This window comes from Marinobacter sp. bablab_jr003 (genome assembly GCF_016464245.1).
GTDB lineage: Bacteria > Pseudomonadota > Gammaproteobacteria > Pseudomonadales > Oleiphilaceae > Marinobacter > Marinobacter vinifirmus.
This window is the reverse complement of the sequence record NZ_JADARC010000089.1, coordinates 41,107-66,779: the sequence shown is the minus strand read 5'-3', so window position 1 is coordinate 66,779 and position 25,673 is coordinate 41,107. Positions and strand designations below refer to the sequence as shown.

At 59.7% G+C, this 25,673-nt stretch carries 25 protein-coding genes; 18 read left to right on the top strand and 7 right to left on the bottom strand.

The window, feature by feature from the left end:
* The 8 genes from H3Z84_RS08245 to H3Z84_RS08210 form a co-directional block, all read left to right on the top strand.
* On the top strand, positions 1–919 hold a 919-nt coding region (locus tag H3Z84_RS08245), incomplete at its 5' end, for a type VI secretion system Vgr family protein (RefSeq protein WP_199457133.1).
* Positions 912–1,841 (top strand): DUF4123 domain-containing protein, encoded by a 930-nt coding sequence (locus tag H3Z84_RS08240; protein ID WP_199457132.1) that lies wholly within the window; start codon positions 912–914, stop codon positions 1,839–1,841. The genes H3Z84_RS08245 and H3Z84_RS08240, both read left to right, overlap by 8 nt.
* Complete coding sequence (locus tag H3Z84_RS08235; protein WP_199457131.1) at positions 1,834–5,280, top strand: toxin VasX; 3,447 nt, start codon at positions 1,834–1,836, stop codon at positions 5,278–5,280. The genes H3Z84_RS08240 and H3Z84_RS08235 overlap by 8 nt, the downstream gene beginning before the upstream one ends.
* A 2-nt stretch (positions 5,281–5,282) precedes the next feature.
* Positions 5,283–6,596, top strand: coding sequence for a hypothetical protein (locus tag H3Z84_RS08230; RefSeq protein ID WP_199457130.1), 1,314 nt, complete (start codon positions 5,283–5,285; stop codon positions 6,594–6,596).
* Positions 6,597–6,667: 71 nt separating this feature from the next.
* A complete protein-coding gene (locus H3Z84_RS08225) occupies positions 6,668–7,117 on the top strand; it encodes a DUF4124 domain-containing protein (protein WP_199457129.1) in 450 nt (149 codons plus the stop codon).
* A 108-nt stretch (positions 7,118–7,225) separates the two neighbouring features.
* The gene (locus H3Z84_RS08220; RefSeq protein WP_199457128.1) at positions 7,226–7,483 is read left to right on the top strand and encodes a YdcH family protein; all 258 of its coding nucleotides are present in this window, start codon (positions 7,226–7,228) and stop codon (positions 7,481–7,483) included.
* A 65-nt stretch (positions 7,484–7,548) separates the two neighbouring features.
* Positions 7,549–7,986 (top strand): YtoQ family protein, encoded by a 438-nt coding sequence (locus H3Z84_RS08215; RefSeq protein ID WP_022988574.1) that lies wholly within the window; start codon positions 7,549–7,551, stop codon positions 7,984–7,986.
* A gap of 52 nt (positions 7,987–8,038) precedes the next feature.
* Positions 8,039–8,929 carry a DNA ligase gene (locus H3Z84_RS08210; RefSeq protein WP_199457127.1) on the top strand — a complete coding sequence of 297 codons (891 nt, stop codon included), beginning with the start codon at positions 8,039–8,041 and terminating at the stop codon, positions 8,927–8,929.
* Here H3Z84_RS08210 and H3Z84_RS08205 read toward each other — a convergent pair.
* On the bottom strand, positions 8,926–9,519 hold the full coding sequence (locus H3Z84_RS08205; protein WP_199457126.1) for an ATP-dependent zinc protease: 594 nt from the start codon (positions 9,517–9,519) through the stop codon (positions 8,926–8,928). The genes H3Z84_RS08210 and H3Z84_RS08205 overlap by 4 nt on opposite strands.
* A gap of 225 nt (positions 9,520–9,744) precedes the next feature.
* Between H3Z84_RS08205 and H3Z84_RS08200 the strand changes: the two genes are divergently transcribed.
* The 3 genes from H3Z84_RS08200 (at position 9,745) to H3Z84_RS08190 (ending at position 11,656) form a co-directional block, all read left to right on the top strand.
* Positions 9,745–10,656: an esterase/lipase family protein gene (locus H3Z84_RS08200; protein ID WP_199457125.1), complete on the top strand. Its 912-nt coding sequence runs from the start codon at positions 9,745–9,747 to the stop codon at positions 10,654–10,656.
* Entirely contained in the window at positions 10,653–10,958 is a 306-nt protein-coding gene (locus H3Z84_RS08195) for a hypothetical protein (protein WP_199457124.1), read from the top strand. The genes H3Z84_RS08200 and H3Z84_RS08195 overlap by 4 nt, the downstream gene beginning before the upstream one ends.
* 119 nt (positions 10,959–11,077) lie before the next feature.
* The gene (locus H3Z84_RS08190; protein WP_058342050.1) at positions 11,078–11,656 is read left to right on the top strand and encodes a porin family protein; all 579 of its coding nucleotides are present in this window, start codon (positions 11,078–11,080) and stop codon (positions 11,654–11,656) included.
* Positions 11,657–11,719: 63 nt separating this feature from the next.
* On the opposite strand, the gene cysK is transcribed toward H3Z84_RS08190, so the two are convergent.
* Positions 11,720–12,691, bottom strand: a complete 972-nt coding sequence (cysK, locus tag H3Z84_RS08185) for a cysteine synthase A (RefSeq protein WP_199457123.1) — start codon at positions 12,689–12,691, stop codon at positions 11,720–11,722.
* A 103-nt stretch (positions 12,692–12,794) separates the two neighbouring features.
* On the opposite strand from cysK, the gene H3Z84_RS08180 reads away from it, so the two are divergent.
* Positions 12,795–13,574, top strand: a complete 780-nt coding sequence (locus H3Z84_RS08180; RefSeq protein WP_199457122.1) for an ATP-binding protein — start codon at positions 12,795–12,797, stop codon at positions 13,572–13,574.
* 6 nt (positions 13,575–13,580) lie between these two features.
* On the opposite strand, the gene H3Z84_RS08175 is transcribed toward H3Z84_RS08180, so the two are convergent.
* The 3 genes from H3Z84_RS08175 to pdsR are packed head-to-tail and all read right to left on the bottom strand — an operon-like array spanning position 13,581 to position 17,617.
* Positions 13,581–14,888 (bottom strand): DUF3422 family protein, encoded by a 1,308-nt coding sequence (locus tag H3Z84_RS08175; protein ID WP_199457121.1) that lies wholly within the window; start codon positions 14,886–14,888, stop codon positions 13,581–13,583.
* Positions 14,889–14,902: 14 nt separating this feature from the next.
* Positions 14,903–16,912: an ATP-binding protein gene (locus H3Z84_RS08170; RefSeq protein WP_199457120.1), complete on the bottom strand. Its 2,010-nt coding sequence runs from the start codon at positions 16,910–16,912 to the stop codon at positions 14,903–14,905.
* Positions 16,913–16,915: 3 nt separating this feature from the next.
* Positions 16,916–17,617 carry a proteobacterial dedicated sortase system response regulator gene (pdsR, locus tag H3Z84_RS08165; RefSeq protein ID WP_199457119.1) on the bottom strand — a complete coding sequence of 234 codons (702 nt, stop codon included), beginning with the start codon at positions 17,615–17,617 and terminating at the stop codon, positions 16,916–16,918.
* 180 nt (positions 17,618–17,797) lie between these two features.
* Between pdsR and H3Z84_RS08160 the strand changes: the two genes are divergently transcribed.
* The 5 genes from H3Z84_RS08160 to H3Z84_RS08140 all read left to right on the top strand — a co-directional run bounded on the left by H3Z84_RS08160 (position 17,798) and on the right by H3Z84_RS08140 (position 22,006).
* The gene (locus tag H3Z84_RS08160; RefSeq protein ID WP_199457118.1) at positions 17,798–19,948 is read left to right on the top strand and encodes a marine proteobacterial sortase target protein; all 2,151 of its coding nucleotides are present in this window, start codon (positions 17,798–17,800) and stop codon (positions 19,946–19,948) included.
* Positions 19,945–20,529, top strand: coding sequence for a class GN sortase (locus H3Z84_RS08155; RefSeq protein ID WP_227508352.1), 585 nt, complete (start codon positions 19,945–19,947; stop codon positions 20,527–20,529). The genes H3Z84_RS08160 and H3Z84_RS08155 overlap by 4 nt, the downstream gene beginning before the upstream one ends.
* 48 nt (positions 20,530–20,577) lie before the next feature.
* A complete protein-coding gene (locus tag H3Z84_RS08150; RefSeq protein WP_199457117.1) occupies positions 20,578–21,297 on the top strand; it encodes a lysophospholipid acyltransferase family protein in 720 nt (239 codons plus the stop codon).
* 63 nt (positions 21,298–21,360) lie between these two features.
* On the top strand, positions 21,361–21,603 hold the full coding sequence (locus H3Z84_RS08145) for a GlsB/YeaQ/YmgE family stress response membrane protein (RefSeq protein ID WP_199457116.1): 243 nt from the start codon (positions 21,361–21,363) through the stop codon (positions 21,601–21,603).
* Between the two features lies 1 nt (position 21,604).
* Positions 21,605–22,006, top strand: coding sequence for an MAPEG family protein (locus tag H3Z84_RS08140; RefSeq protein ID WP_022988559.1), 402 nt, complete (start codon positions 21,605–21,607; stop codon positions 22,004–22,006).
* Positions 22,007–22,070: 64 nt separating this feature from the next.
* Here H3Z84_RS08140 and H3Z84_RS08135 read toward each other — a convergent pair whose 3' ends face one another.
* On the bottom strand, positions 22,071–22,511 hold the full coding sequence (locus H3Z84_RS08135) for an OmpA family protein (protein ID WP_058342040.1): 441 nt from the start codon (positions 22,509–22,511) through the stop codon (positions 22,071–22,073).
* Positions 22,512–22,743: 232 nt separating this feature from the next.
* Here H3Z84_RS08135 and H3Z84_RS08130 point away from each other — a divergent pair, with 232 nt between their 5' ends.
* The gene (locus H3Z84_RS08130; protein WP_199457115.1) at positions 22,744–24,189 is read left to right on the top strand and encodes a rhomboid family intramembrane serine protease; all 1,446 of its coding nucleotides are present in this window, start codon (positions 22,744–22,746) and stop codon (positions 24,187–24,189) included.
* On the opposite strand, the gene H3Z84_RS08125 is transcribed toward H3Z84_RS08130, so the two are convergent.
* Entirely contained in the window at positions 24,186–25,640 is a 1,455-nt protein-coding gene (locus H3Z84_RS08125) for a B-box zinc finger protein (protein WP_199457114.1), read from the bottom strand. The genes H3Z84_RS08130 and H3Z84_RS08125 overlap by 4 nt on opposite strands.
* Between the last annotated feature and the right edge of the window lie 33 nt (positions 25,641–25,673).

The following is a 25,673-nucleotide window of genomic DNA, read 5'->3' as shown; positions in this document are numbered from 1 at the left end:
CGGCCGGGTGAAAGTCCGATTCCCGTGGGATCGCTATTCAAAAAATGATGAACACAGCAGCGCCTGGCTGCGCGTCGCCCAGGGCTGGGCCGGCGGCCAATACGGCTTTATGGCCCTGCCCAGAATCGGCAACGAAGTGATAGTCAGCTTCCTGGACGGTGACCCGGACCAGCCCATCATCACCGGAAGAACCTATCACGCCACCAACACACCGCCGTACGCGCTGCCGGAACACAAAACCCGCACCACCCTGAAAACCAAAACCCACAAGGGCGAGGGCAGCAACGAACTCAGATTTGAAGACGAAGCGGACCAGGAACAGATCTACGTCCACGCCCAGAAAGACCTGGACCTGCTCACCGAACACAACCGCACCGAAGTCATCAAGAACGACAGCCATCTGACGGTGGAGAACAACCGCTTCAGCCACACCAAAGGCAACAGCCATCACACCGTGGACGGCGAGAAGCGCGAACAAACCGGCAAAGACCACAGCTTCAACGTCACCGGCACCCTGCACCTCAAAGCCGGCACCGCCTGGCTCAGTGACTCGGGTACCGAGCTGCATATCAAAGCCGGCCAGAAAGCGGTGATCGAAGCCGGAGCCGAAATCACCCTGAAAGCGGGTGGCAGCTTCGTAAAGATCGACCCCAGCGGCGTGGCCATGGGCGGGGCCAGCATCAAGATGAACGCGGGCGGTGCTGGCGGGAAGGGCAGTGGGCAGAAGGTGCAGGTTCCGGAGAGGCCGGGGTTGGTGGATGCCGGTGGTGCGTATACCGAGCCTGCTGCGCTGGCCACGGTCGGTCAGAGAACCAATGCGCAACCGGATGCCCAGATTCGCGCGCTGCAGGAAGGCAAAGCCCTGACCTCTGTTTGCCAGTCAGGAGAGAGCACATCGGGAGATGGGTCCGATGTTTGATGTTTTCGACGCACCTTCACAAACCATCGCTCAGCTTCAGGACATGCATTTCGATTATGTCCTGATTGATGGCAGCAAACGCGCAGAGGCGGAACGCTGGCTGTACGAGCTTGTTGACACTCCGGACTATCGCAATCTGTTTGATGGCACTGAATGGGCATCGATTCGCGATGTTGCACCGTTGCTGGTGCGCACCGACCGGGGCCACGCGTTGTTGGAACAACTGTCTCTGGAAGGCAAAGCACAAGAGTGGGGTTACGCGATTGCCAGCGATGAATCGTTGGATGCGTTAGCTGATCATCTACGCCGGTTTGTCACGGTACGCCACCCCTTGGGCTACAACGTCATGTTGCGGTTCGCCGACCCCACCGTCGCAAGGATCCTGCTGGCTTCTTCCGGTGATGGTGGGGTGCCCGAATACTGGTCTCCGTATACTGCGGTAAAACTCCCGGACGCGTTATGGGATGGCTGGCACCTTCAAATACGCCCGGATTGGTTACCGGAGGTTGGCGTTGGACGGAACGTGGAGAGTAGTGCGTCATTTCGACTGGGAGAACTCACCCTCAGCGGTTTAACGGACACTGATCGACGCGCAACGTTGGTCAAATTGGTGCAGCACCTTGAGACCTATTTCCCGAGTAGAGTGGCGTCAAACGTAAGGCAGGCTTTGATAAAGGATATTCGGACCATCATGGAGCAGGCGTTGGCCAATGGCTATGAATCGCTACAGGCCTTGCTCCACTGGTGTACCGTATACGGTTATCTGGGAGAGCTGTCGCTATGGGAAGCAGCAGCCCCTGGCATTTATGACCTTTTTCATCGGTGGCCAGGAACGGCCGCAGAAGCCCAGGCCAGAGAAGCGGCGATGATCGCCATGTCCTCTGCTGGAGCCCAAGTGCAAGGAGAGCCGATTCATGGGTAAGCAACTTACTAACCCCATAGCAGCCGCCGACCGCGCAAGCCTGGCAAGCACCACGGCTCAGGGTGCCTGCCCTTTGACCCGTGCGGATATTCAGTTGATCCCGGTACGATACGCTTATGCCGATGAGGCGGCGGAACACCCCTCATTGGAGCCGCGGTTCAACCTCGAATTTCAGCCGATTGGCATTCGCCAGATACGGGATGGCTACCTGTACCTGTTCCATTCGGATGCGCCTGACATTCTGCATGAATACGAAGTCAAAGACGGCGGCGCGGTCACCAAACGTTTATGGCAAGGTAATGAAGCCTCTCAGGATCAGCGTACCGGAACCCCCGATACACCAGCTATCGTGGTGCCGCGCCGTGGGCATGTCGATGTGTTTTTCTCGTCCACGCAGCTGACCGCGAAAAAGTGCAGCATGCTTATTAGCTGGGAAGATTACCGTAAACAGGTGATGCAGCGGGTGAGATTGTCGGGTTATTGCCCCATCAACGGCAAGCCCCAGCTATTGAGCCAGGCAAGTCTGGAATCGCTACTGACCCACCCGGACACGCAAACCGTGCCCATGGATGGGAAAACCCATTTACCCTCCTGGTACTGGGCCCAAAATACACTGGATACCGGCTCTGAACCGTTCGCCCATCGATTGGCGGCTTATGATCTGGACCATGCGTACATCGTGGTTGATGATTTTATGGGCCACATTGACGACCTGTTGGATGCCTGGGCCATTGTGGATACCAACCATAACGCATGGTTGGAGGCAGAGGACGCGAAATACTATCCTGCGCGCTTCATCAGCGATCTGATTCGATTGGATGACGACCGAGTCGCTGAGTTGGCCCGCGCGTTTTCGGAGCAGGTCGAAGATGAAGATGCCAAGGCATTGTTTGAAAAGGTTGCTGTGGGGAGCCGCGACCAACATGTTCAGTTGAAGGAACTGATCGAAGACTTCCCGGAATATCAGCAAAGCGCCCGAAAAGTCGCCGGCCCCAGCACCTATAGCTATATGCCGTCCGACCATGAGCGGGTCACCAGAGTGCGTAACGCAGCTGACGCGCTGGCAACAGACATGGGACTGTCGCAGCGCGAATTGTTCAGTATCGTCGAGTCCATGTCGGACTATCAGTCCAACCTTGTTGACGGCTCCGATTTCGCTGGTGAGCAAGGCATTGCTGACCTGGTGAAGCTTGACGACATGAATGCCTATCTGGAACAGGCGCAGCAACACCTGTCGAAATTCTCCGAAGAGAAACGACGCATCGTCACGGATATCCAATCTTTGTTGTCCACCTTCTACCTTCATGGTCATCTGTATGACCGGAAAAGCGAAGACAGCTACATGGCGTTGCTGAAAATGGACAACGGTCTGATTGCAGTGCTCACGGAGTGGGCACAAGCATCGGGTGATTTTTCATTCCTGAAGCAATTCTACTTTGAGGAGATCGGGCATCAGCATCTGATCTCGCTGGATCTGAAACCCGAGATCATCCCCGGCACGTTAAAAGATGTAATTGACGGCCTGAAATCCATTATGGACGCCAAGCAAGCTCCGGCGGCATACAAGGAATGGGTTCAGCTGGTTGAGCGGAGCCCTCATTTGCAATTTCCATCTCTTTCAGAGGGCGCTGCCGCACAACTCAGCCACCATTTGGCCCAGCTCAACATTGCCGGGCGATTGGCGGTATTCGAGTTGGTTCAAGCGGCGGATGCCGCCGATTTGCATGGCCGTCTAAGGCAAGTGTTTGAGCGCATGGATCCTGGCCTGCGGGCCCACGTCTTCGAGAACCAGAGGCTGTACCAGATTGATCTGGAGATTGCCGATGCTGACAGCCTTACCAGGCATGAATCTCTCGTGAAGGAAATCGAACGGCTGGCCAAATTGCGTGAGGAGGTTTTGGAGCAGGAAAACCGCCTTCAGCAGCGGCATAGCGAGGCCAGTACCCGAGACCGTCGCCGATATAAACGAGAGTACGACGAACAGATCCGAGCCATCCGAGCTCAAAAGCAAGATCTGACCAATCAGCTCCGTGAGCGAGGTTTTCAACTAATGGATACGTCCCCGGTTGAGGGGGATAACCACAGCGGAGCTCTCCTGATTGCTGGGTTGACCAGGACCGCCTACGGCCGTGCCGTGCAATCTGAAGTTGATGAACTGAAGCGCTTGAGAGAGCGGGGTGGGCTTACCCGCATGATGGATTATGGTCGGGGCATACTGACCCCTGGGCAGGACAAGTTGGATCTGCCAAAACGCATTGGCGGCATGGGATTGGTGTCGTTTATGGGATTGGTTGGGGCAGTTGGCGCTTGGGATGCGTTTAGTAAATGGCAAAAAGATAAAACCTTCGACAACTTCCTGCCTATGTTTGGTGGCGTAACGGGTGCAATCGGGGCGGCTGCCAGTATTTTGACGATCGTCGGCAGTGCCCGCCTGAATTATTACTACCAGGCCATCTCCCAGGCGGATGAGGTTCTGATGCGGTTGGCCCGGGTGAATGTATGGGGCGGCACGATTGCCGCTTGGGCTGGGTTCTTTTCAGCGCTAGCCGATGGCGCCAAGCAATTTCTTGAATTAATTAGTCCCAAGAGCGATAGCGGTGTTCGTGTTGGGAGTGGAATTACTCTTGCTGGCGATACATTGCTCACTGTGGGAAGCTGGCGAATGGCTCGAACCGGATCAGCCGGCATCTATCACGTCCTCCGCAAAACCTCTGCGGACATCACTTGGAAATCGGTCAATCGGGGGATGTTGTCACTGGCCGGTGGTTTGTTCCGGGGGTTGAACGTTTACCTGTGGATAGGCACCGCCCTAGTCTGTATTGGTAACTGGGTAAAAAGTTATTTCAAGCGAACGGACGTGCAGCGCTGGTGTGAGCAGAGTACCTGGGGCAATGACGCTAAAGGTTGGGATACGGATCAGCAACGCCACGAACTGGCCAAGGCCATCTACCGGCCAAACTTGTTGGTGAAGGCGGAACAGGCTGCTCTGGATGGGCGCACGAGCTACTGCGCATTCCGGATCGAATTACCGGGACTGAGTTTGCTGGAAGCGGATAACATGGAATGGGCGATCCTGCGGCAGGAAGGGACGGCTTGGGAGCCAGACCACGACTACTGGAATCAGGCCATTACTACTAATAGCATGGGCGCGGCGGGCGTTGCCCTTGAATTGTCCCTGACCGGAGCTGACCTGGATGCGGTCGATGGATTCTATTTGGCTTTTCGCTACAAGGCTGCAAACTCCCCCAACTGGTTGCCAGAGACAGACGAGGCGTACCATTACAAGCTGACCTTGCACGAGCAGGGTAATTTACCGATGGTAGGCGCTAACGAAACGAAAGAGTGGCAGCCGATAACACCGCTGGATGGGCCCGACACTCGATTGACCCCGTTGATCATCAACTACCATGCCCCGGTAAACTACCCCATTAAGTCCTGACTATGACCAAAGCTAACGAAAGCCCATCATCAACTCAAACATCGCCTGAGCCCGACTGGGAAGTCGGAGCGCGCCGAACCACTAAAGATGGTCGGTTACTGGCTCTGAGTCCGGAGCCGGCAACGACAGGTGAAAGGGCGGTAGACGTCAATGCTTGGATTCGACGGAAAACCGAGGGCTGGCTGGATTTGCAGCATGGCAACCTGTTGTTTGGGGCCGAATTTGCGTTGATGTTTTTAAGCCTATTTATCTTAATGATGCTGTTCGCTACGGCTATCACAGTTGATGCCTATCTCCAGGATGGGCAAATGACATGGATTCCGTACAGTGTTGTGGGGGGGATGAACATGTTAATCACCGTCCCTTGGGGTCTTTACATGCATTTCCTGGGTAACAAAGCCGTGAAAGAAACGCCTCCGGTGAGACTGAACCGGCATCGCCGGGAAGTGGCCATGCCGCGCTGGACGGGAGGAAAGGAATACAAACTGCCATTTTGGAATGAAAGTGCAGAAGGATGGGCTTATGTGACGGTTGTATTCACCATTGTCGCTGTTTTTGCGCCATTTATGTTGGAGGATGCGACAAAAGAGTATCGCAATACGATAATAATGTGGGCCTTGGCTGTGCTTGCAATAGAGTTTTTAGTTATCGGCACCTACCTCTTCTTCGCCCTCCGCTTGAAGAAAAAACACGACCCCAAACTCGTCTACGAAATCTACCCGTGGGAGAAATTGGTCGCCTACATCGAAACCCGCCAGGACATCGGCCCCGGCCTGATGGCTACACACACAGTGCTCACCCTGGCGATTCCGAAACCCAACGACCCGGAATCGGCCTTGGCGGCTGCAAGTATTAACGTAGGTCATGAAACAGCCGGTCTGGCCCAGTGGGAGTGCATTCGCCAGTTCATGGAAAACGGCCCCGAGGCCTGCCCGGATCCGAAGGAGGACGAGACTCTAGCTCACTACAAAACCAAATGCCGCCAAGCCCGCAAAGAAATGTCCCTGTTACCCTGGCTAGGCAAGAAAGTGGGCGACTGGTTCTTTCAGCGTTACTTAGCCCACATCATCACTGAACGCCGCATCAAGACCTTGGCCCTGAAGAGCTTGCCAGAAGAGTTGAAAGCCTGGTCCGCGCCTTTGTCTAAAGAGCAATGGGCCAAGCCATCCGAGGCACTACAGGGTCTGAATCAGCAACTCACCCGTGCTTACGAGCGGGGCCTGAAGTTTACCCAGATGGGGCCAGTGTCCGAATGGCAGGCAGTGCGTGAGGAGAAGCAGCAACAAAAGCGGGGGAGGGGGCGTTTCCGAGCCTGAGCGTCTTATTGATCAATGGGTTTTACCCCTTCGAAAGTCGTTAAAAGCATTATTCGAAAAGGAATTCAGTTATGGCTCGCAGGCTTCTCATCCCTTTATTTCTGGTATCCCTTGGTACGTTTTCTCACGCTGTCGTCTACCAATGGACAGATGCCAATGGCCAAACCCATTTCGGCGATCGCCCACCGGCGCAGGCGAGTTCCAGTGAAGTACGCGTGAATGCTGCCCCTGCACAGGCCGATACTGCCGCCCGTGAGCGGCATCAGAAAATGACGGAGTTCGTGAACCAGCAACAGCAGGAGCGGGAGGCGAGACAAGCGGCAGAAGCGAAGGCCCGGATGCAGGCCGAGCGACAATCAGAGGCCTGCCGTAAGCTTCACGCCCGCCTGAAGCATATGGAAAGTATCTCCACCTTCTACAACCTCAATGATAAAGGGGAGCGGGTGTTTGTCTCCGAAGAACAGAACCTGCAGATACGAGACCGGTTCCGGGCCAGTGTGCGCGAAAAATGCGGTGGCTAATCGCATCTTACGGCCGACGGCCATCGGGTTGACGTTGATCAAGAGCGCTCTCAAGCCATAGGCATACAGTGAACTCAGGCACCAACAAAACCCAGGAGAACACCAGGAATGACCATCGAAAAGCATGATCTGTTGCACGAGCTTCCCGAGTCCAGGGAAGCCATTCACCAACTGAAAACCAGCAACAGCCACTTTGCCAAGCTGTTTGACGAGTACCATGATCTCGACCACGAGGTTCACCGCATCGAAACCGGTGTTGAGAACACATCAGACGAGTATCTGGAAGAGCAGAAGAAAAAACGCCTGCACCTGAAGGATCAGCTTTACACCATGATTCGTGAGCATGAGGCTTCCGTCGCGGGCTGATACCTACATTATAGCCGGCCGGTAGGTTAGACTGGCCGGCTTTAATTCAGCTTAAGGAGCCCAAAATGATCTGGACCGTATACCTTTCCGGCGAAATCCACACCGACTGGCGTGAGCAGATTGCTGCGGGTGCCGAGGCGGCCGGCCTGCCGGTTGAGTTCACCTCTGCCAATACCGACCACGAATCCAGCGACGCTGCGGGCGATTTCCTGGGCAAGCCGGAGAGCAACTTCTGGCGTGATCACCAGTCTTCCAAGGTGAACGCCATCCGCACCAAGACTCTGATTGAGCAGTGCGACCTGGCGGTTATCCGCTTTGGCGACAAGTACAAGCAGTGGAACGCGGCCTTCGACGCCGGCTACTGTGCCGCCATGGGCACGCCATACATCACGCTGCATGATGAAGATATCGTGCACCCGCTCAAGGAAGTAGATGCAGCTGCCATGGCTTGGGCACAAACGCCGGAGCAGGTGGTTGAGCTGCTGAAGTACGTAACGGCCTGAGCAAAGAGTTTTTCGGAATACCTTCAACAGGATGTAAAAAGGGCAAAGGAACATGCCACTCTTCACGACCGGCAGTGCCAGGGCAGCAGCCCTGGCACTCAGCCTGCTTTTTCTTTCGTTACTTGCCACTTATCCGCCTCAGGCCTATGCGGGGCCTCCGGCCATTCCCCTGGCGAATGTCTATCACCCAAGCGTAAACCTCGAGGATTACTGGGTCAGTGAAAAGCTGGACGGTGTCCGGGCTTATTGGGATGGCGAGAAGCTCTGGTCCCGGGGAGGGCATGTGTATGCGGCGCCGGACTGGTTTACGGCGCAGTTTCCGTCACATCCGCTGGACGGTGAACTCTGGAACGGTCGCGGGCGCTTTGCCGAGTTGTCCGGGGTGGTGCGCAAGGGGCAGCCGGTGGACGAGGAATGGCGTCAGGTGAGGTTTCACGTGTTTGACCTGCCTGTTCCTGAAAAGGTGTTCGAGCAGCGTTATCGCCAGTTGAAGCAGCTGGTTGAAGGTTCTGGTTCACCGTATCTGGCCCTGGTGGTGCAGCGCCCGGTTGCCAGCCATCCTGAACTGGTGGCAGAGCTTGAACAGGTCGTGGCTGCCGGTGCGGAAGGCCTGATGCTCAAGCGCAGAAACAGCCGGTACCAGGCCGGCCGTTCAGATGATCTGCTGAAAGTGAAAACCCACGACGACGCCGAAGCCACGGTGGTTGGTCACCTGCAAGGTAAGGGCAAGTACAAGGGGCTGATGGGATCGCTGGAAGTGGAGTTGGCCAATGGCCGTCGCTTTCGTATTGGCACCGGATTCAGTGATGTTGAGCGACACAATCCGCCGACTGTTGGCACGGTGATCACCTTCCGCTACCGGGGCGTCACGGCCACCGGCTTGCCCAGGTTTGCCAGCTTTCTGCGCGTGCGAAATGATGAGCCGGAGGTGAGCCCCGATTAGGGCTCTACCGCCTTGCTGCTCTCGGCGAGCTCTTCCAGTGTGCTGTATTGACATTCCTGTTCGGCAACAAAGCTTCTGGCGGAATCGGTCAGGATGTTGTCATCCCGCATAAACCGGCGGCCCAGCAGTACCGGGTAGGCGAACCTGCCCCGGTCGGTGAGGGAAAACTGGGTTTCGTGCATCTTGCCGGCGATGCAGAATTCCATTTTCACCACATGCCGGCGCTGGGAGGGCGCACCTTTGCGCTTGATCAGCACCGTGCGGTAAACCGGCCGCTCGAATTCCAGGATGACTTCGTCGTGTTCCAGCTCACCTTCGCTGGGCTGGTCTTCATGATCGCCCAGCGGGAGCTGGAAGCGCACCCATTCCTCGTTGTCTTTCTCGAAAGATTCCACGTTCACTGCATGCAGCGACGAGGTCTTGGCGCCTGTGTCCAGGCGCGCTTTCAGCCGGATGCCGGTTTCGCCCATCACCACCCATTCAATGAAACCGAGCACTTCCGGTTCGGCAGAGCTTTCTGGTTGGGGCTCGGCAAGGGCCGGGCTGGCTGAGAACAACAGGCTCGTCAGGGCGATGATGGCAAATCGCATAGGCTACTTCCTCTGGCTGCTCAGTGGACAACAGGCGCGCACGGCCGGTTTGGGTGGTACGGGCACAAAGACTAGCAGGATCAGGTGTCTGTCGCCCTTTCGGGCAGATTAACAAACGTTGAGCCACGGCACTCTGGTTTGCCCCGGGGCCGCATTCTGGCCCGAAAATGGCCAGTGCAAAGCACCGCCAAGGGCGTACACTGGAAGGATACACGGGAGATAACCATGGTGTCTGTTCCTTCCGCTGGGCGAGTCCAGCAACACATTTCAGCCATCGCCAGCGGCTTTCTGGGTGACTGGCTGGAGCACCGGGGCAACGCACTGGCGGTGCCGATGACGGTGTTTGCCGACGGCGAGCCGCTGGATCTTCTGAACCCCCGGCCCGCTGCGCCGGGCAGTGTGCTGTGCCTGTCCATCCATGGCTTAATGGAGCTGGAATCAGTATGGGATTTTCCGGGCCAGCCAGGCAAGCACTATGGCACCGGGCTGGCTGAACGGTTAGGGGATGCTTCGGCCCTCAAGCTCCGTTTCAATTCCGGTCGGCCCATCTATCGCAATGGCCAGGACCTGGCCGCGCTGCTGGAGCGGCTGGTCAGCAACTGGCCGGTACCGGTAACACGCCTTGTCCTGCTTGGCCACAGTATGGGCGGCCTGCTGATTCGCAGTGCCTGTCATTACGGGGCGGAAAATGATGATAGCTGGGTCCGGCTGAACCCGGACTGCGTGTACATCGGCTCGCCCCACGACGGTTCCTGGCTGGCAGTCGGTGCCCACAAGGCCGCCGGCTGGCTCAACCGGGTGCCCCGGGATTACCTGAAGGTGGTGGGCGAGGTGATCGACCTGCGCAGTGAAGGCATTCGCAACCTGTCACGGGGCGAGGTGTTTGAACCGGGCACGGCGCACCAGCCGCTGTTAGCCGGCGCCCGGCATTATGTGATCAGCGGCCTGCTGGCCAGGGGTGAAGAGCACCTGGTGAATGCCTTGTTTGGCGATGCGCTGGTGCATGAGGCCAGCGCCCGGGGTGCCAGGCAGCCGGGCTGGCAGCTGACCGGCACAGCGAATTTTCCGGGGGTGGATCACATCCGCCTGGCCCATCATTCAGCCGTAGCACGGCAACTTGAGGAGTGGCTGGTATGAAACTAACCCATAGCAATGCCCATTGGTGGCTCGGCGTGGCAGACCTGCTGGCCCATGGCGTGCAACACGGAGCGGTCAAGCTGCAACGGATTCACCTTTCGGTGGCGGATGAGAGCTTTCGGGTGCTGGAAGCCATTCCCGCAACCCGGCACAGCAGTCGCATCGTGCGTGTCTGCCACCACGAAATATCCCGCCTGAGCTATACCGGCGTGTCGCTGGCCGGGCGGGCAGCCGCCGGGCTGGCAGCCAGGGCCGCTGCGGGGCATGCCCGGAAACATGACCTGAATGTGAATAATCCTTAGTACGGTTTTAACCCAAAACGCGAAATTTCCCCGGTAGGGTAGGTTCACGCAATCGGGAACGAGTCGTCCCGGTTGTTCGTTTCGACGAATGGAAACCTGACCACAGAGGAAAACGCGTTATGAGCTACAAAGCCAGTTTTGCGTGTGCCACCGTTCTGAGTGCTGCTGTATTCACCGCCCCGGCCGTCTGGGCGCAGGACAGCGTCAGCCGTGATCAATCCGGCCCCTACATCAGCGGTAGCTACGGGGGCTACAAGTCCCACGGTGGCGAGTTCGAGGATGAGAACGACTTGCTGGGTGCTGCCTTGGGTTACCAGTTCAACGAATTCTTCGCCCTGGAGGCCGAGTACATCGATTTCGGCAACTTCGGTGATGACGAGGTAGAGGGCAAGCTTAAAGGTGCCGGCCTGAGTGCCATTGGCCGCCTGCCGCTGACCAACAGTTTCGGTGTGTATGCCAAGGCAGGTGCCTTTGCCTCGGCGTTTGATGTAGACGCTTTCGATGAAAGTGAAACCTACGATGAAGTAAACCCGTATGTCGGTGCCGGTGTGGATTTCCGGGTGACCGAGCAGCTGACAGCGTTCGCCGAATACAACCGCTACAACGTGGATATCGATGAAGACGACTTCAACGGCCAGGTGACTAATGACGGCCCGGACTTCGATACTGGCCGGGTGGGCCTGAAGTTCCAGTTCTGAGCCGCCTGAAACCAACAAGCGCAGCCCGGCGAGGCTGCGCTTGTTGAGTTTAAGGGACCTGGATTACTGCTGGTTTTCCAGCTCACCAAAGGTGTCGGCAAACAGCGCCGTAGACAGGTAGCGCTCGGCGGAATCCGGCAGGATCACCACAATGTTCTTGCCCTGGTGCTCCGGCTGTTTGCTTACCCGGACGGCTGCCGCTACTGCAGCTCCGCAGGAGATGCCGCACAGAATCCCTTCTTCTTTCATCATCCGGTGTGCCATGGCCATGGCGTCTTCGTTGCTGATGGCTTCAACCTGGTCCACCAGGTCCATATCCAGGTTGCCCGGAATAAAGCCGGCGCCGATGCCCTGGATTTTATGGGGGGCCGGTTTGGGGTCCTGGCCGTTGCGCACCTGGGTGATGATCGGCGAATCGGTGGGTTCCACGGCTACGGTGGTCACAGCCTTGCCCTTGGTCTGTTTGAGGTAGCGGGAAACACCGGTCAGGGTGCCACCGGTGCCCACGCCGGAAACAAAGATGTCCACTTCGCCGTCGGTGTCGTTCCAGATTTCCGGGCCGGTGGTGTCTTCATGGATGCGCGGGTTGGCCGGGTTCTCGAACTGCTGGGGCAGGAAGTGGTTGTCCGGGGCTGCCGCCACCAGTTCTTCCGCCCTGGCAATGGCGCCGGCCATGCCCTTGGCGGGTTCGGTCAGTACCAGGTCTGCGCCCAGGGCTTTCAGCACCTTGCGGCGTTCCAGGCTCATGGAGGCAGGCATGGTCAGTACCAGTTTGTAACCCCGGGCGGCTGCCACGTAGGCCAGGGCAATACCGGTGTTGCCGCTGGTGGGTTCAACGATAGTCATGCCGGGCTTCAGAACGCCGCGTTTTTCCGCATCCCAGATCATGGCGGCGCCAATGCGGCACTTGACGGAATAGGCCGGGTTGCGGCCTTCAATCTTGGCCCAGATCGTGGCGCCGTCGTTCACCCGGTTCAGTCTTACCAAGGGGGTGTTGCCGATGGAAAGGGAATTGTCGTTATAGATGCGTGCCATGGTTTGCTCCTGGTGTCTGATAAGATCTGCAGATCCTACCCCTACAGGTCTGGCCAAGGCCAGACTGTGAGCGGGCATATTCAGAACCAAACGGAGTAAGGTTATGAACGAAACCCCCTTCGACTGGGCACAGAGTCCGGCTGCGGTCTGGCGCCGCCATCGCTCAGGCCTGCGGGCCATTCGCCGGCTGGATCCGATCAGCTGGGACGATCTCACCGGCATCGCGCGGCAAAAACAGGCCCTGGCCCGCAACACCGAGCGCTTCCTGGCGGGCGAGCCGTCCAATAACGCACTGTTGTGGGGTTCCCGGGGTACCGGCAAGTCGTCGCTGATCAAGGCCTTGCTGAACCGTTACCGGGATCAGGGGCTGCGGATGATCGAGGTGGACAAAGACGACCTGGTAAACCTGCCGGAAATTGTCGATGACATCTGTGACCTGCCGTACCGGTTTGTGATCTTCTGCGATGACCTGTCGTTCGATGTGGGGGAGTCCGGTTACAAGGCGCTGAAGAGCGTGCTGGAAGGCTCGCTGGAGTTACCGCCGGAGAATGTGCGGGTGTATGCCACCTCCAACCGCCGGCACCTGATGCCGGAGTTCATGAGCGACAATGTGAAAAGCGAAGTGCGGGATGGCGAGTTGCATCCGGCGGAGGCTATCGAGGAGCAGGTGTCGCTGGCCGACCGCTTTGGCCTGCAGCTGTCGTTCTATCCCTTCTCCCAGGATATCTACCTGCAGGCGGTGGATGCCCTGTTCCCGCAAGTGGCAGACCGGGAGCAACTGCATATCGAAGCGGTGCGCTTTGCCACCGGCAAGGGCGTACGCAACGGCCGCACCGCCCAGCAGTTTTTCCGCCAGTTTGCCGGCGACCCCCGGTTCACCTGAGGCCGGCTACTGCCGGCGGGCCATCTTGATAAACCGGTGGTGAATCATGCGGATGCCGATGAACACCAGCACCATCACCACCGGAATGGCAACGCCCAGCACCAGCGAGTGATTAAAGGCTACGCCGGCCTCGCGCAGGGTATCCAGTGCCAGCTTCAGCAGGCCGATCAGGTAGTAGGAAATGGCCACCACCGAGAAGCCTTCCACGGTGTGCTGCATCATCAGCTGGATGCGCGAGCGCCGGTCCATGGAGCTGAGCAGTTGCTGGTTCTGGCTCTGGATGGCCAGTTCCACCCGGGTGCGCATCATGTCCGAGGCCCGGTCTACCCGGCGTGACAGGTCTTCCAGGCGTTCACCCACGGCCTCACAGGTTTTCACCGCCGGGGTCAGCCGCCGGGTCATGAACTCGGTGAGGGTGAGGTGTCCGGACACTTCGTCTTCCCGCAGTTCTTCCAGCCGGGTCAGTACCAGCCGGTGGTAGGCCCGGGTGGCGGAAAAGCGGAAGGTGGAATGGGCCCGGAAAGCTTCAATGCGCGAGGCAATGTTGGTCAGCTCCGCCAGGATCTTTTGTTCGTCCAGGGTTTCGTTGTCGGCCAGTGACTGGGTGATGTTTACCAGTTGCTGATCCATGTCGTTCAGGGCCGGGGTGATTTCCCGGGCCAGGGGCAGGGCGAGAAGCGACATCAGCCGGTAGGTTTCGATTTCCATCAGGCGCTGCACCAACCGGCCCAGCTGGCTGTCTGACATGCTGTGGTTAAGCACCATAAACCGCCCGAACTGGTCGCTGTGCAACTGGAAGGTGCCCAGAATCCGCGCAGCCCCTTCCTGCGGACTGCTGCCCACCAGGCGCATGCCTTCAAAGTGTTTACGCATGAACGCCAGCTCGTTGCGAGCGCTTTCAGACGATGGCCGTACTTCCACATGGAAGGCCCCTACCACCGTGCCTTCGAGTTCGTTCAGCCAGCCGTCCGGCAGCAGGCTGATGCCGGTTTCGGCAAACGGATCGGCATCGAAGTCCCGCAGGTTGGTGAAGGTGTAGGTGGTGAACTCCATGTGCACTTCCCGGCGGATGCGCAGCGGGCCGAAATCCTGTTCGTAGCAACTGACTTCCTGCTCCGGCCAGTGTTCGCCCAGCAACCGGTGCAGGTTCTGCAGGTGGCGGAACTGGCTTTGCCGCTGGGCCGGGGTGGTCAGCAGGGCGATCTGGGTAACCCGGGCGCGTGAAGGCAGCACCTGGAACGGGCGGGAATGGAGTTCCTGGTACAGATCGGCCCGGAGCGGGTGGAAATCCAGGGGGCGTGGCTGGGAGGTCACGGAGCTGTCCTTGGTTATGCTGGTTGTACAGGGATGATAACGCGGAAGCACACGCCGTCAATTCCGTTATGGTGCTGGTTGAAGGCTTCCACCTTACCACCATGGTAGTCGGCAATCAGTCGGACAATCAGCAGGCCCTGGCCCAGGTGGCCTTCGGCCTTGCCTTCCCTTCGGGTGACAAAGGCACCGAAGATATTCACACCGGCGGTTTCCGGCAGCTGTGAGCCTTCGTTGAAGATATCCAGCTGGTAGTGGTCTGTTCGATGTTGCAGGCGTGCCTCGATGTTGCCCTGTTCCGGGGTGAAATCCCGGGCGTTATCCACCAGCTTGTCGAGCATTTGTACCAGCATTTCCGGGTTGCCCAGCAGGGGGCAGCCATTGGGCGGTCCCTGATAGTGAATCCGGTGCCGGTCATCCAGCTGTTGGTAGGCAGCACAGGCCTGGCTGGCGACCTCGGCCAGGTCAAAGGGTTCTTTGTCGGCCTGGTCAAAGCTCTGTTCCAGCCGGGCTGCTTCGCTCATGCTCGTGAGAATGCGGCGCAGGCGTTCGGTGGCGGCGGAAGCCCGCTCCAGGTATTCCCGGCGCTCGGTTTCCGACTGGCTGTGGGCCAGGTTCTCCAGCGAGGAGCGCACCACCGCCACCGGGGTTTTCAGCTCGTGGGACAGCCGGCGGGAAAAACTTTCCAGGTACCGGTTATAGCTTTGCAGGCGGTCGACCATCTGGCCGAAGTGCTGCTGCAACTGGCCCAGCTCATCGCCGGATCTTGGCACAGGCACCGGGCCGAGGATGCGGCCATCGTCATCCACACTGGCACTCACCAGCCGCTGCAGGCGGGTTATGCGCCACGACAACCAGCTGGCATAGCCCAGCAACACCAGCATCAGCGCCAGGATGATCAGCAGGGAGCGGGCCAGTACACTGCCGAGGGCCGAGCCGGAAACACTCAGCAGCTGGTCCAGGGATTGCTCCAGCAGCAGTGACCGGCCATCGAACAGGGGGTGTGCCGTGGCCAGCCACAGGGAATCGTCCGGGTGTTTTACCAGCCCGTTGTCGGGTACCTGGCGGCTGTTCAGCTGGAAGTCGGAGCCGGTCAGTATCAGCGGTTCTGGCTGATACCAGCGTACCAGTGCGCGCAGGCTGTTCAGGATGGCGGTATCCAGGATTTGCCCGGGCGACAGGTTCTCGAAATCGGCATTGTTCCGGCCCTCCCGGCTGGTAGTGGCGGTTATCCAGCCGGCAGGCTCGGTGATGGTGACCTGCTGTCCCGGCCCCAGTTGCCGGCCCAGGGCCCGCTCCAGAACCCGGTGAGGATAGATCAGTGCCGGCAGGGGCTCGGCCCCGGTTCCGGTTCCGGCCAGAGTTGCTCCGGTATCGCTGCGGGCCACCCGAAAGCCCAGGCGGCTGCCCTGGGCGGGCAGGGGCATTCGCACTTCCAGCTGCCAGCTGTTGGTGCGGATACGCCAGGTGGCATGCACCCGGTAATCCCGGCGCTCCGGTTCACGGGCGTTGGTGGCCCGTACTTCATCCGGTTTTATGTGCCAGATGCGTGGGTCGGCGGGTTGTTCCAGGTCGCTGGCGGGGGCCTGCAGCCAGAGCTCGAAGCGGTCATAGGGCTGCTCTGGCCGGGCCGGGTTGAAGGGTGTCAGTGAGTGTTGCTGAACATCCGTTAACAGGTATAGGTAACGATCGTCGGCCGCTGCCTGCCAGCGCAGTTGTGGCTCGTTGTCGCTGGTTGCGGCGCTTTGCCAGGGTTGCCGGTGGTCCTGGTCTTCATAGCTGGGCCAGACAAAGGTGTCGCCTGGCGTCTGCACGGGGCGGGCATACACCACCGGGTCGCCGGCAATGGCCGGCTGCCCCAGCAGCAGGTCGTCGGCCAGCTCGGTCAGCCGGGTGCTCTGGGTTTGCAGCTGCTGCAGGGTTTGCTGGCGCAGGGCCGCGTCCAGCTCCAGCACAAAACTGAGGCCGGCCCAGGGGATCAGCAGCATCAGCAGGCTGGCCAGGAACAGCTGGCGCTTCAGGCTCAAGGGTTACACCTCACGGGCATTCCAGCGGTAGCCCATGCCGTAGGCGGTCTGGATGCCATCAAAGGTTTCGTCCAGCTGAATAAATTTGCGCCGGATGCGTTTGATGTGGGAAGTCACCGTGTTGTCGTCCAGCACGGTGCTGGCGGCTTCCATCAGCTGGTCCCGGGTGCGGACATGGCCGGGGTGCTGGACCAGTGCGTGCAGCATCCAGAATTCAGTCACTGTCAGGTCCACCGGCTGGTCGTTCCAGGCGACGGTCATGCGGTCTACATTCATGGTCATCCGGCCCCGGTGAATCACTTCGTCCGGCTTCTGCAGGGCTTCGGCCCAGGCCTCGGCCCGGCGCAGCAGGGCGGTGATGCGGGCCAGCAGGTGGTCCAGGCTCATGTCCTTGGTTACGTAGTCGTCGGCGCCAAGGCGCAGGCCGTGTACCGAGTCGATGTCGCTGTCCCGGGCGGTCAGGAAAATAATCGGCAGGGTGGCCGACAGGGCCCGCAAATCCTGGCACAGGGTAAAGCCGCCTTCCGGTTCGTCGCCCAAGCCTACATCGATAATAGCCAGGTCTGGCAGGCTCTGGCGCAGCACCTGCCAGGCGGAGGGCCGGTCACCATAGGCGGATACCCGGTAGCCCCGGCGTTCAAATGCGGCCCGGTAGTTGTCGCGGATACCGGCCTCGTCTTCAATCAGAACAATGTGTTTTTTCATGGCTGTGTGTTTCACCGGAATGTGCTGCCATTAAACCACGCTCAAGGGTTGGTACAAGTTATGCCGGCCCGATTGCCATAATTCATCATTATTTGTAGCCAGCCTGCCCGTTTCTGCCACGGCGGCGCCCGTTCCGGCTGTTGCAATGGCATCACCAACTTCCACTAAAAGGATGACGTGATGATGTTGCTATCGCTGCTTGCCAACCCGGCCGTGCGGGCCGACCTTTATCCACAAACTATCCGCACCGCTCGCCCGCTGATCAACAAACGCCTGTGGCTGCGCTGTGCCGAAGGTGTGAGCCTGTGGCTGGCGGTTCTGCTGATGCTGTTTGTCCACCCGCTGTATGCCGAGGCCAGTGACCGGCAAGCCGGGCAAGCTGAGGAAGCCGGCCAGCTTTACTTTGTCGACAGCCAGGGCAACCGGCAGCAGCCGGCACTGGTTCTGGACAGTGAGTTTCAGGTGCGGGTGTCCGGCCTGCTGGCGGAGACCACGCTTACCCGGGAATTCCGCAATACCAGTGATTCATGGCACGAAGGCATTTTCGTGTTTCCGTTACCGGAACAGGCCGCCGTATTTGGGTTGACTATGACCGTGGGTGAACGCCGGATTGTCGGGCGTATCGAGCCCCGGGCCAAGGCCCGGGAAACCTATGAGAAAGCGAAGTCTGCCGGCCAGCACGCCGCCACGCTGGAGCAGCAGCGCCCCAATCTGTTTACCAGCCGGGTGGCCAACATCCCGCCCGGGGAAACCGTCCGGGTGGAGGTTCGCTACCAGCAACCGGTGAGCTATCGCCACGGCGAGTTCGAGTTGCGCCTGCCCACCACGCTCACGCCCCGTTACATGCCGGGTGAACTGGTTGTCGAGACAGCAACGCAGTGGCAGGCGGGCTGGGCCACGGCCACCACGCAAGTGCCGGATGCTGCGGAGATCAGCCCGTTCACGGTGCGGGCGGCTGATGTGGATGAGCGCAGCCACCGGGCCCGGATTGAGCTGGCCATCGACAGTGGATTCCCGCTGGCCGGGGTAACCAGCCCCAGTCACAGCCTGGTGACCGAGGCCGACGGCGGCCGGGTGGTGGTGCGCCCGGAAGCCCGGGAAGTGCTGATGGATCGTGACCTGATTGTGCGCTGGCGGCCGTTAACCAGCCGGGAACCGGCTGCGGCGGTGTTTCACCAGCAGTGGCAGGGTGAGGATTTTCTGATGGCGATGATATTGCCCCCGGACGCCACCGGCCCGGTGTTGCGCCGGGAGCTGTTGTTTGTGATTGATACCTCCGGGTCCATGGCAGGAGAGTCCATTGTCCAGGCCCGTTCAGCGCTGCTGAAAGGACTGGATAGCCTGCGCCCGGGGGACTATTTCAACGTTATTCAGTTCAATTCCCAGGCCCACAGCCTGTTTGCCCGCCCGGTGCCGGCCGAGGGCCATTACCTGGCCCGTGCGAGGCGGTATGTGGAAGGTCTGAACGCCAACGGCGGCACGGAAATGGCGGGGGCGCTGTCACTGGCGATGGCGATGGAACAAGCGCCGGCAGAAGGACTGGTGCAGCAGATGGTGTTTATCACCGATGGTGCCGTAGGTAATGAATCGGCCTTGTTCGAGCGGATTCGTACCGGCCTTGATGAACGAAGGTTGTTCACCGTGGGAATCGGCTCGGCCCCCAATATGCACTTTCTGCGCGAAGCGGCCCGCTGGGGCCGTGGCGAGTTCACCGCGGTGCACAATACCGGTGAGGTGAATCGCGCCCTGAACGGCCTGTTTGCGGCCATGGAAGCCCCGGTGATGAGTGATCTGACCGTGCGCTGGCCCACCGGTGGCAATCCGGTGGAAACGGTGCCGGCCAGGCCCGGAGACCTGTTTCAGGGTAGCCCGCTGGTGCAGGTGGTACGCGGTGTGCCCGCCGGTGGTGAGCTGGAGGTCTCTGGCCGCTTGCCCGGCGGCCGGCCCTGGAACACCCGGCTTGATTTGGGCAATGCCGCCCCGGCCAGCGGCCTGAACCGCCAGTGGGCCCGGGGCCGGATAGACGAGCTGATGGATGCCGCCCGCCTGCAGGGTGAGGCGCCGGATGAGCCGGCAATCGTGGCGTTGTCGGTGCAGCACGGGGTGATGTCGCCGTTCACCAGTTTTGTGGCGGTCGAGGAGCAACCGGCCCGACCGGCGGAGGCGAAGCTGGACACCGAGGCGGTTCCCACCTTGCTGCCAGCAGGTAGCCGGGAGGGCATGTTGCGTTACCCGCAAACTGCCACCGCCTGGCCGTTGCTGGCGGCACTGGGCCTGTCCGGATTGATGCTGGCACTGGCCATGTTGCTGCTGAACCGGAGGCCGGCATGATGAACCGCCTGCTATTGCTGTTGTTTGGTGCCTCCGCCACCGTGTTGATGTTCGGCCTGTGGATTCCGTTCAAGGCGCTGGTAGCCCAGGAGCTGCTGGCACTGGCCTGGGCCGAAACCCAGGCGCGGCAAGTGGAAGCCCGGCCCTGGCCCTGGGCCGATACCTGGCCGGTGGCCAGGCTGGAGTTGCCGGAGCTGGGGGTGTCGATGATTGTGCTGGAGGGCCTGCACGGAGAAAGCCTGGCATTTGGCCCGGGGCGGATGGTCACCGGGGAGCAGGGGCCGGTGATTCTGGCTGGCCACCGGGATACCCATTTCCGGCCCCTGGAGCACCTTGAGCAGGGCCACCGGGTGCAGCTGCAGGGCCAGGACCAGCAGTGGCAGCAGTATCAGGTAACCGGAACCCGGGTGGTGGACAGCAGAACAGAGTCCATCGATACCAGCACCTTCGGCCCGGATACCCTGCTGCTGGTAACCTGTTACCCGTTTGATGCGCTCGATGCCAACGGCCCGCTGCGTTTCGTGGTGGAGGCAAAACCGGTTAACAGACCGGTACAAAAGGATACTGTTGCCGCCCTCTGATTTTGGCGTACACTTGTGCGCCAAAATTTCGAGTAACGGTAAAGCTGTATGGCAGTCGCAAGAAAAATCCTGGCCTGGCTGAGTGTTCCGCTGATTTGCATGCTGGCCCTGATTGGCTACATCGCACGGCCTTTCAACCCGGATAACAACCGTTTGCTGGCCTGGACACTGGCCCGTGTGGGGCGCTGTCTGCTGGGTATGAAGCGCCCTTTGTATGGCGCCGAAAACATGCCGCAAGACCGGCCCACGGTAATCATCGCCAACCACCAGCAGAACGACGACCTGTTCGTGGTGGGCGACCTGCTGCCGCCGCGTACCGTGGCGGTGGGTAAGTCCTCACTGGTCTGGTTGCCGTTCTTCGGCCAGGTGTTCTGGCTCGGCGGCAACATCATCCTCAATCGCGGCCGCTCCCATAAAGCCGTTGCAGCCATGCAGGCTACCAGTGATGCTATTCACAAAGACCGCAAAAGCATCTGGGTGTTTCCTGAAGGCACCCGTAGCCGTGGCCGGGGCCTCGGCAGTTTCAAGAAAGGCGCTTTCCACACGGCCATTGCCGCCGGAGCCCCCATCACCATGGTGTGTGTCGGCGAGTATCACAGCCAAACCCGTGGCTGGGCCGGCCGCCGGAAACCGGTGCCGGTACATATCCTGCCGCCGGTAGAAACCACCGGCCTGACCCGTGACGATGTGCCGGAGCTGATGGCCCGGTGTCACCAGCAAATGGCAGACGCCATCACAGCCCTCGGCCACCGCCCCGGAACTGCTTGAATGCCTGCCCGAAACAGGGCAGTCTTCTGGCAGGATTGAACACCACATAAGAGGAGTGGATAAATGAGCTTTCTCTGGTTTCTGATTATCGGTGGCCTGGCCGGCTGGCTGGCAGGCCTGATCATGAAGGGCAAAGGCTTCGGCGTATTGGCCAATATCGGTATCGGTATTGTCGGCTCGGTGATTGGCGGTGTGCTGTTCAGCATGCTGGGCCTGGCGGTAAAGAGCATGGTCGGTGAGCTGGTGACAGCCACGGTGGGTGCTGTGTTGCTGCTGGCCGTGGTCAACAAAATCAAGCAGGGCTGACATGATCGTACCCGTAACCGCAGTCTTCGCGGCCGTTATCGGCCTGTTGTTGCTGGTGCTCTCGGGCCAGGTGGTGAAGTACCGGCTCAAGTACCGCATGGGTCTGGGGGTGAATGACGACCCGGAGTTTGAAGCGGCGGTGCGCGCCCACGCCAACCTGGTGGAATACGCGCCGGTTGGCCTGATCATGCTGGCCATTGCCGAGTTGAACGGTGTCGCCAGCGGCCTGATCTACTGGACCGGCATGGCATTAGTGGTCGGGCGAATCCTGCATGCCTGGGGCATGATCAATGGCAAAGGTGGCCCTCACAAGGCCCGTATGATCGGTATTCTGCTGACCTGGCTGGCGATCCTGGTGGCGGCGTTGTTGCTGCTGTGGAATGTCTGGCAGGTATACGGCTGAGCCGGATAGCTGTCTAAGGAACGGGGCCCTCGAGGCCCCGTTTCTGTTTACGGCGCGTGACGTTTCAGAGGGCCTGGGCCATATCCACGGTAAGATACTCCAGTTCCACCCGCCGGTTGGCTGCGTGGTCTTCCGGCCGGGTCAGGGGGCGTTCGGCGCCCCAGGTGGTCATCAGGATAGCACTTTGCGGCACGCCCTCCTGAATCAGCAACCGGGCTACAGCGTTGGCACGCAGCCTGGCCAGGAAGCGGTTGTACTCGGGTGAACCAAAGTTGTCGGTATGGCCGTGGATTCTGACCCGTACACCGGGGTGGTTTTTCAGGTAGGCGGCATGCTGGCGCATAATGGCAGCATCGCCGGCGTCAGGCACATGCTTGTTAAAACCATAGTGGAACCGGGTGCGGTGAGGGCGGCCGGCTTCTGTCCCCAGCGAATCTGCCATTACACCGGAGAGCAGGGCGGCCCGGGCGAGCATTTCGGGGTTGTCCAGAACGAGTACGGTCATGTGCAGTATCCTTGAGTCCAGTGTCAGGTTCTTCTTGTTATTGCCGTTTCACTATTCAGTTATAGAGCAATAACAACAATTGGCTAATGGTCGATAGCCCCTGACGGGGTTGTTGGTCACCGATTGAATGGCATTTGTGTGACCTGGTGATGACATTACACCGCGAAAAGAAGGCCCCGCTGTGGTAAAAAACAGCTTTTCAGGGACAGATTATGATGAATTGTGACCGCCCATGCTGATTATCCCCGCCGAAAACGCCATCAATTGGAAACGCCCGCCCTGGGTAACCCTGGGCCTGATGATGGCCTGTGTCATGGTGTTCCTGTTCTATCAGGGAGCAGACGACCGCAAGCTGGACGCAGCCATCGAGCAGTACCTCGATGGCAACCTGCTGGCACTGGAAGCCCCCGCCTACGAAGACTACCTGCAGCGGGAAATCCGCTTCGAAGGCGACCAGCAGAGTGTGCTGGAGCTGCAGGAATTCCAGGCCCTGAGGGAGCAGGGTGAACAAGGCTGGCAGGCCGTTACCCTGCTGTTTGACCGGGATTATTACCAGTACCTGCAAGACAACCGGGACCTGATCTGGTCGGTAGCCGAGCGCAACCAGTGGTCGGAGCAGCGCGGGGCCATCGAGGAGCAGTGGATCAGCCACATGAGCGCCTTCCAGCTGGGGCTGGTGCCGTCTGACTTGTCGCTGTATACCCTGATCACCTACCAGTTCCTGCACGGGGGCTGGGGCCACATCATCGGCAACCTGCTGTTTCTGTTCCTGCTCGGTTTTACCGTGGAGCGGGCGCTGGGCCCGGGCAAATTCCTGGTGGCCTACCTGGTGTGCGGGGCCCTGTCCGGGTTGGTATTTACCGGGTTTTCCATGGGCAGCCAGATCCCGCTGGTGGGCGCATCCGGTTCCATATCCGGGCTGATGGGTATGTACGTGGCCATCTATGGCTTGCAGAAAATCCGGTTTTTCTACTTCCTTGGTGTGTACTTCAACTACTTCCGGGCGCCGGCCATTGCCATGCTGCCGGTGTGGCTGGGCAAGGAGATCTACGATTACTGGTTCGCCGGAGCTACCGGTATTGCCTACATGGCCCACGCCGGCGGCCTGCTGGCGGGGGCTGCGCTGGTCTGGCTGTTGGGCAAGAGCTGGTTGCAGGTAAAAGAAGAGTTCTTCGAGCCGGAACCGGAGCAGCAAGACGAGCAGTTTACCCGAGGATATGCCCAGGCCATGGCCAGTGTTGGCCGTATGGAATTCGACCTGGCCCGGCGCCAGTTCGAGGCTTTAAGGGAAAACTATCCGGACAGAACGGTATTGCTGGAGCACCTGTACCAGCTGGCCAAGTTGCGCCCGGACCTGCCGGAATACCGGGACCTGGCCCGAACCCTGATGGCCGATGCCATGAACCGGCGGCAGCCAGAACAGATGCTGGAAGTCTGGAACGAGTACCTCAGCAAGGGCGAAGCCCATCACCCGCTGGCGGTGGAAGACCATAACCGGGTGCTGTTCACCAGCCTGAAAAACCACGACCTGAAAGCCGCTGAAAAGGCCTTCGAACGCATGCGCCTTAAGGCTGAGCCGGATATGGTGCAGGAAGCCTGCCGGTTACTGCTGGCCGAGTTCGAAAAGCTGCAGATGGAACCCAAGGCTCGGCATTACCGGCAGTTGTTAAGGGGCTAGTCCGGCACCTGAAAGCTGGCTTTCGGGCCCTTCAGGGGCTGGTGGTTCCGGGCCTGTTCCAGCCACACCTCAATATCCTGGTGCACCGGATGGCCGGCGCATCGCTTCTGGATAAACGCCAGGAAGGCGCTGGCCTTCTCCCATTGCTGAAGGCCATTGGCCAGGGCCTGGGCCACAATCAGGTAGGCGGGTGCCAGCTGGTCACTGTTCGGGAAGCGTTTGTGGAAGTCCTGCAGCAGGCGGATAGCCGTTTTCGGGTGGCCCCGGTGATACAGGGTGGTGGCACAGGTTACTGCCAGTTCCGGGTCTTCGAGCTTGAAGCCGGGCTCCAGCGTTTGCAGGGTTTCTACCAGCCGGTTCAGCCCGTCACCATCCTGTCGCGCGGCCAGCCAGGCCATGATTCTGGGGTGGAACCGGTACAGCTCCCGGGTATCGTTCCGGGCGGTCAGCAGCTGGTATAGCTGGCCAATGCGCACCGGGTTATCCCGGTCATTCTTCAGGGCGTCCAGCAGCATGCTGTGTACCCGGTCGTAGTTGCCGTCTTTCAGGTTCATGTCCAGGTCGGCATCAAACCGGCTGCTGCGATCCCGCTGGTGGTTTTCGGTTATACCTTCCTCATCCTGCAAGTCTGACGCAAAGCCCAGTTCTTCCTGGTACTGGAACAGCAGGTAACCGAGCATGTGGAACAGGATCAGGGTGAAGGTACTGTTCAGAAAGCCCGCCAGCGGTTGCGCTACCCACATGGGGAAGTGGTTAACGGCAAAGTCCTGGGCTGCACCGGAGGCCAGGGTCAGCAGAATCAGGTAGCCATAAAGCAGGAAGTAGGGGGTGCCGATTCGGGAGATCAGTACCGCCAGGTTCATGGGGTTTACTGCGGCACCCACCGACCGCTCCATGGCCAGCACCATGATGCTGGCGGGCAGGGCCAGTACCGCAAAGGCCAGTGCCAGCATCATCAGGATCGGCCCGCCGATCATGGCGGCGGCGCCCACAAGGCCGCCCATCAGAACAAACACCAGTAGCTGCAGAATCACGATATTGAACCCGCTACCGGTAAAGGCGACGGCCACGGGTGGTGGCTTGAGGTGGCCTTCGGCGGTGTGGTTGATCACCGCGTAGGTGTACTTGAACAGCGCCAGTGCCAGCACAATCCAGATCAGCAGGCCGATCAGGTTGGGTGGTGCAATCAGCGGCACCAGGGTGCAGATGGCGATGACGATCAGCGGGTCGGTATGGAACGGGTAGCGGAAAAACGCGCCTACCCGTTGCCAGAAAGGGACCACTTCGGTGGCGGCGCCCAGATAACGCATGGCCTTGCTGCAGCGGGGGCAAAGGGCCCGGCGCTGCCGGGTGTCGGCATCGGGCATACAGCGGGTGCAATAGTGCATCTGGCATTCACCGCAATGCCACTTGGCAGGCTCGCCCGGGTGGTAATGACAATCGTGCTTCACGGAGAGGATCCTGGTCCGTCAGAAAACAGGCGC

Excerpts from the sequence above, each read along its gene's own strand:
- H3Z84_RS08240 (WP_199457132.1), top strand. The coding sequence starts at position 912 with ATGTTTGATGTTTTCGACGCACCTTCACAAACCATCGCTCAGCTTCAG.
- H3Z84_RS08235 (WP_199457131.1), top strand. The coding sequence starts at position 1,834 with ATGGGTAAGCAACTTACTAACCCCATAGCAGCCGCCGACCGCGCAAGC.
- H3Z84_RS08230 (WP_199457130.1), top strand. The coding sequence starts at position 5,283 with ATGACCAAAGCTAACGAAAGCCCATCATCAACTCAAACATCGCCTGAG.
- H3Z84_RS08225 (WP_199457129.1), top strand. The coding sequence starts at position 6,668 with ATGGCTCGCAGGCTTCTCATCCCTTTATTTCTGGTATCCCTTGGTACG.
- H3Z84_RS08220 (WP_199457128.1), top strand. The coding sequence starts at position 7,226 with ATGACCATCGAAAAGCATGATCTGTTGCACGAGCTTCCCGAGTCCAGG.
- H3Z84_RS08215 (WP_022988574.1), top strand. The coding sequence starts at position 7,549 with ATGATCTGGACCGTATACCTTTCCGGCGAAATCCACACCGACTGGCGT.
- H3Z84_RS08210 (WP_199457127.1), top strand. The coding sequence starts at position 8,039 with ATGCCACTCTTCACGACCGGCAGTGCCAGGGCAGCAGCCCTGGCACTC.
- H3Z84_RS08205 (WP_199457126.1), bottom strand. The coding sequence starts at position 9,519 with ATGCGATTTGCCATCATCGCCCTGACGAGCCTGTTGTTCTCAGCCAGC.
- H3Z84_RS08200 (WP_199457125.1), top strand. The coding sequence starts at position 9,745 with ATGGTGTCTGTTCCTTCCGCTGGGCGAGTCCAGCAACACATTTCAGCC.
- H3Z84_RS08195 (WP_199457124.1), top strand. The coding sequence starts at position 10,653 with ATGAAACTAACCCATAGCAATGCCCATTGGTGGCTCGGCGTGGCAGAC.
- H3Z84_RS08190 (WP_058342050.1), top strand. The coding sequence starts at position 11,078 with ATGAGCTACAAAGCCAGTTTTGCGTGTGCCACCGTTCTGAGTGCTGCT.
- cysK (WP_199457123.1), bottom strand. The coding sequence starts at position 12,691 with ATGGCACGCATCTATAACGACAATTCCCTTTCCATCGGCAACACCCCC.
- H3Z84_RS08180 (WP_199457122.1), top strand. The coding sequence starts at position 12,795 with ATGAACGAAACCCCCTTCGACTGGGCACAGAGTCCGGCTGCGGTCTGG.
- pdsR (WP_199457119.1), bottom strand. The coding sequence starts at position 17,617 with ATGAAAAAACACATTGTTCTGATTGAAGACGAGGCCGGTATCCGCGAC.
- H3Z84_RS08160 (WP_199457118.1), top strand. The coding sequence starts at position 17,798 with ATGATGTTGCTATCGCTGCTTGCCAACCCGGCCGTGCGGGCCGACCTT.
- H3Z84_RS08155 (WP_227508352.1), top strand. The coding sequence starts at position 19,945 with ATGATGAACCGCCTGCTATTGCTGTTGTTTGGTGCCTCCGCCACCGTG.
- H3Z84_RS08150 (WP_199457117.1), top strand. The coding sequence starts at position 20,578 with ATGGCAGTCGCAAGAAAAATCCTGGCCTGGCTGAGTGTTCCGCTGATT.
- H3Z84_RS08145 (WP_199457116.1), top strand. The coding sequence starts at position 21,361 with ATGAGCTTTCTCTGGTTTCTGATTATCGGTGGCCTGGCCGGCTGGCTG.
- H3Z84_RS08140 (WP_022988559.1), top strand. The coding sequence starts at position 21,605 with ATGATCGTACCCGTAACCGCAGTCTTCGCGGCCGTTATCGGCCTGTTG.
- H3Z84_RS08135 (WP_058342040.1), bottom strand. The coding sequence starts at position 22,511 with ATGACCGTACTCGTTCTGGACAACCCCGAAATGCTCGCCCGGGCCGCC.
- H3Z84_RS08130 (WP_199457115.1), top strand. The coding sequence starts at position 22,744 with ATGCTGATTATCCCCGCCGAAAACGCCATCAATTGGAAACGCCCGCCC.